This is a genomic window from Brevundimonas sp. UBA7534, from assembly GCF_002479325.1.
In the GTDB taxonomy this organism is placed as follows: Bacteria; Pseudomonadota; Alphaproteobacteria; order Caulobacterales; family Caulobacteraceae; genus Brevundimonas.
Genome location: NZ_DLMO01000052.1, coordinates 7,457 through 11,541 on the forward strand (window position 1 = coordinate 7,457; position 4,085 = coordinate 11,541).

Below are 4,085 nucleotides of genomic sequence, written 5' to 3' on the forward strand. Positions count from 1 at the left end.
CCCTTCATCGACATCATCCGCGAGCGTTGCGTGGTGGTGGAGACGGCGGGCGCGCGCGACTGGCGGCTGGACCGGCTGTCCTCGTCCCAGGTCTGGCACACCCCCGACGACCGCGCCGCCTTCGAGGAGCTGTGGCGCGAACTGAAGGGCGGCGAGCCCGAGGAGCCGGCGCATCTGACGGTGCTGGGGCGCGAGGTGATCCTGGCGCGTACGGTCGGCTCGATGGCGCGCGCGACCTTCGCCGAACTGTGCGGCCGCGCGCTGGGGCCGCAGGACTATCTGGCCATCGCCCGGCGTTTCCACACCCTGTTCCTGGAGGATGTGCCGGTGCTGGGGCCGGCCAACCATCACGAGGCGCGTCGGCTGGTGACGCTGGTGGACGCCCTCTATGAGGCCAGGACCAGGCTGATCGTCCTGGCCGCCGCCCGGCCCCAGGCGCTCTACACCGAAGGCGTCGGCGCCTTCGAGTTCGAGCGCACCGTGTCGCGCTTCAACGAGATGCAGAGCCAGGACTGGCTGGCCCACGTCCGCGAGGACGGCTGAGCCTCACACGCCCGCGGGCATGGTGCCGGCGGTGATGGCGATGCGGCCGACCAGTCCCTTCACGATCAGGTCCAGCGCCGAGCCCTCGCGGTAGTCGGCGGCGGCGACGAAGTTCACCCGGTCCTCCGAGATCAGCGAATAGACCTTCTTCTGGTCCTTCTCGTTTGAGCGGGGGTCGTAGACGGCGATCGAGAAGCCGCCCTTGGTGTGCATCATCTTCATGGTCGGCACGTCGGTGTCGCCGTCGCCGATGAAGATCATCCGCTCGAAGGGCACGGGGCGTTCGTCGTCGGGGATGAAATGGTTGATCCGCTCGTGCTCCCAGTGGTTTCGCACGCCCTTGTTGATGCGGAACAGGTACTGGGTCTTGGTGGTGTAGTTGACGCCCACCGCCGGCCAGGCGGCCTGGCCCTTGTCGTCATAGACGTAGTGGGAGGCGAAGACGTGGGTCAGGGCGGGGCGGATGGGCGTGCCCTCGATCATCTCCTCCAGCCCGGCGGAGACGATGTAATGCTCGATCTCCAGATTGTAGCGGCGGCCGAAGGCGTTCATCCGCTCGAACCAGCTGAGGTCCTTCAGGCCTTCGAACAGCGCCACCTCCCGGCCGTGGTCGCGCAGGGTCTCGCGTGTCACCGGGCGGCCGTTCTGCCGCGCATGGTGCAACATCAGCTGCATGTACATCAGGATGCCGTCGCCGTCGGCCTGGCGCGTCAGGCGCTCGGCTTCCTCCCAGAAGTCGCCGATCCCCATGCCCACCGAGGGGATGAAGCTGACCTCCTGCATGTTGCCGCGCGCCAGGGTGCCGTCGAAATCATAGATCAGGGCGGTCTTCAGCGGCGGGGTGTCGAAGGGGGGGGCGTCGTCCATGCGGCGGGATCCTGTGTCAGACCCCGCCTCTATATCAGCCGGCGTCCGCCGTCGATTGGCGACGCTGGCCGAAGGTCGGGGCCGCAGCCTTCTGTTCGGCCCAGTAATCGGCCCCCGTCGTCGGCTTGAACATGGTGCGCGGCGTGCCGTCGCGGGCCACCACCGCGAAGGTGTTGGTCGAGGCCTGGTACAGCAGGGTGTCGCCGTTCGGCCTCTTGGCCGTCTCGGTCCCCGACGGCGGCTTGGCGGTGAAGGCCTCCACCTTGGCCAGGTAATCCTCGGGCGAGCGGGCGGCGAAGTCGGCGCCGTTGCGCTCGTAGAGGCGGGCGATCTTGGCGTCGACGGTCTCGCGCCGGCTGGCCGTCAAGGCGGGCTTGGCCGCCTGGCCCGAGGCGGCCGCCGTCTCTGTCGATGCGTCGACCAGACCGACCGGCTGGGCCGTCTCGCCCTCGGCCAGGTCCCGCGTCTGGACCGCCGAGGCGTTGTCGCAGGCCGCCGTGGTCAACAAGGCCATGATCGCCAGCGCGGCCGATCCCGTCTTCAGCGTGTTCATTTGTCCCTCCATCACCCGCTGGACGCGACGAAAGCACAACTTTATTGTTCCTGCAATGTTCTGCGCCGTCGTCTCGACGCCGTCACGCGGGGGGGCTAGATCAGGCGTATGGACACGCGCCCGCTTTCCAACCGCAAGGTGCTGCTGATCGTCGGCGGCGGAATCGCCGCCTACAAGGCGCTGGAGCTGGTGCGGCTGATCGCCAAGGCGGGCGGCGAGACGCGGATCATCCTGACGGAGTCCGGGGCCCAGTTCGTCACGCCCCTGTCGCTGGCGGCGCTGAGCGGCCATCCGGTGCGCTCTGACCTGTTCCATCCCGACGAAGAGACGACGATGGGCCATATCGAGCTGTCGCGCTGGGCCGACCTGGTGGTCGTGGCGCCGGCGACAGCGGGGCTGATCGCCAAGGCGGCCAACGGGATCGCCGACGACCTGGCCTCCACCACCCTGATCGCCACGGACAAGCGGGTGCTGCTGGCTCCGGCGATGAATGTACGCATGTGGCTGCATCCGGCGGTCCAGGCCAATGTCGCGCGGCTCAGGAATTTCGACGGCTTCCACGGCGTCGCGGTCGTGGGGCCGGATGAGGGCGAGATGGCCTGCGGCGAGTTCGGGCCGGGCCGGATGGCCGAGCCGGCCGCGATCCTGGAGGCGATCGAGGGGCTGATGGCGGGCGTCGCCTGGCGGCCTCTGGCGGGGCGCAAGGCCGTGGTCACCGCCGGCCCGACGTTCGAGCCGATCGACCCGGTGCGGGGCCTGACCAACCGCTCCAGCGGCAAGCAGGGCTACGCCATCGCCGCCGCCCTGGCCGAACTGGGCTGCGATGTGACCCTGGTGTCGGGGCCGACCGCCCTGGGCGCCCCCGTCGGGGTAAGCCGGATCGACGTGGAGAGCGCGCTGGAGATGCAGAAGGCGACACAGGACGCGCTGCCCGCCGACATCGCCGTGCTGTCGGCCGCCGTGGCCGACTGGCGCGTGGACACCGTCGCCGGGGCCAAGATCAAGAAGGCGCCGGGCGGGCCGCCGACCCTGTCGCTGGTCGAGAATCCCGACATCCTGGCGGGGCTGTCGCGGCCCGGTCCGAACCGGCCCAGGCTGGTGATCGGCTTCGCCGCCGAAACCCAGGACCTGGAGGCCAACGCGCGCGCCAAGCTCTCGCGCAAGGGCTGCGACTGGATCGTCGGCAACGACGTCTCGGACGAGGTGTTCGGCTCGGACGGCAACGCCGTCCTGCTGGTCACGGCCTCGGGCGTCGAAAGTTGGCCGCGCCAGTCCAAGACCGCCATCGCCCGCCGCCTGGCGGCCCGCATCGCCGAACAGTTCAAGGACCCCGCATGACCGTCACCCGTGTCCAGATCCAGCGCCTGCCCCATTCGGAAGGACTGCCCCTGCCGGCCTATGAGACGGCCGGATCGGCGGGGATGGACCTGCGCGCGGCGGTGCCCGAGGACCAGCCGCTGACCCTTGCGCCGGGCCAGCGCGTCCTGGTGCCGACGGGGCTGAAGATCGCGCTGCCGCTGGGTTACGAGGCGCAGGTGCGGGCGCGGTCGGGCCTGGCGCTGAAGCACGGCGTCGTCTGCCCCAATGCGCCGGGCACCATCGACAGCGACTATCGCGGCGAGTGCGGCGTGATCCTGGCCAATATCGGCGCCGAGCCCTTCGTCATCCGCCGCGGCGAGCGCATCGCCCAGCTGGTGATCGCCCGGCACGAACGCGCCGACTGGCGCGAGGTCGAGGCGCTGGACGACACCGCCCGCGGCACCGGCGGCTTCGGCTCCACGGGGCGATAAGACTTTAGCGGAGGGGCAGGGCGCCCCGCGGCGCACGAACCGCCGCGCTCAAGCAGCGAGCCGCCGCGCGGCGAGCGATAGCGCCCTCAAATATGGATGGCGTGGCCCAGCGCCCGCAGCGACGCCTCGTGGAAGGCTTCGCCCAGGGTGGGGTGGACGTGGATGGTTCCGGCCACATCCTCCAGCACCGCCCCCATCTCCAGCATCTGGGCGAAACTGTTCGACAGTTCCGAGACGTGCTGGCCGACGGCCTGGACGCCCAGGATGCGGTGGTCGGACTTCGACGCGATGACCCGCACGAAGCCGCCGTCCTCGCCCGCCTCGATGGCCAG

The 4,085-nt window shown here is 70.0% G+C and carries 5 protein-coding genes and 1 pseudogene; 3 read left to right on the forward strand and 3 right to left on the reverse strand.

The window, feature by feature from the left end; translation table 11 throughout:
- On the forward strand, positions 1-543 hold a 543-nt coding region (gene zapE, locus B2U11_RS03765; RefSeq protein WP_292070048.1), incomplete at its 5' end, for a cell division protein ZapE.
- A gap of 3 nt (positions 544-546) precedes the next feature.
- Here zapE and B2U11_RS03770 read toward each other — a convergent pair.
- Positions 547-1,410 carry an HAD family hydrolase gene (locus B2U11_RS03770; RefSeq protein ID WP_292070049.1) on the reverse strand — a complete coding sequence of 288 codons (864 nt, stop codon included), beginning with the start codon at positions 1,408-1,410 and terminating at the stop codon, positions 547-549.
- Positions 1,411-1,444: 34 nt separating this feature from the next.
- On the reverse strand, positions 1,445-1,963 hold the full coding sequence (locus B2U11_RS03775; protein ID WP_292070051.1) for an S-type pyocin family protein: 519 nt from the start codon (positions 1,961-1,963) through the stop codon (positions 1,445-1,447).
- A gap of 108 nt (positions 1,964-2,071) precedes the next feature.
- Between B2U11_RS03775 and coaBC the strand changes: the two genes are divergently transcribed.
- The gene (gene coaBC / locus B2U11_RS03780; protein WP_292070052.1) at positions 2,072-3,301 is read left to right on the forward strand and encodes a bifunctional phosphopantothenoylcysteine decarboxylase/phosphopantothenate--cysteine ligase CoaBC; all 1,230 of its coding nucleotides are present in this window, start codon (positions 2,072-2,074) and stop codon (positions 3,299-3,301) included.
- Positions 3,298-3,753, forward strand: coding sequence for a dUTP diphosphatase (gene dut, locus B2U11_RS03785; protein ID WP_292070053.1), 456 nt, complete (start codon positions 3,298-3,300; stop codon positions 3,751-3,753). The genes coaBC and dut overlap by 4 nt, the downstream gene beginning before the upstream one ends.
- Positions 3,754-3,839: 86 nt before the next feature.
- Here dut and B2U11_RS03790 read toward each other — a convergent pair.
- Positions 3,840-4,085, reverse strand: a pseudogene (locus tag B2U11_RS03790) (dihydrolipoyl dehydrogenase); the annotation flags it as partial.

Excerpts from the sequence above, each read along its gene's own strand:
- B2U11_RS03775 (WP_292070051.1), bottom strand. The coding sequence starts at position 1,963 with ATGAACACGCTGAAGACGGGATCGGCCGCGCTGGCGATCATGGCCTTG.
- B2U11_RS03770 (WP_292070049.1), bottom strand. The coding sequence starts at position 1,410 with ATGGACGACGCCCCCCCCTTCGACACCCCGCCGCTGAAGACCGCCCTG.
- dut (WP_292070053.1), top strand. The coding sequence starts at position 3,298 with ATGACCGTCACCCGTGTCCAGATCCAGCGCCTGCCCCATTCGGAAGGA.
- coaBC (WP_292070052.1), top strand. The coding sequence starts at position 2,072 with ATGGACACGCGCCCGCTTTCCAACCGCAAGGTGCTGCTGATCGTCGGC.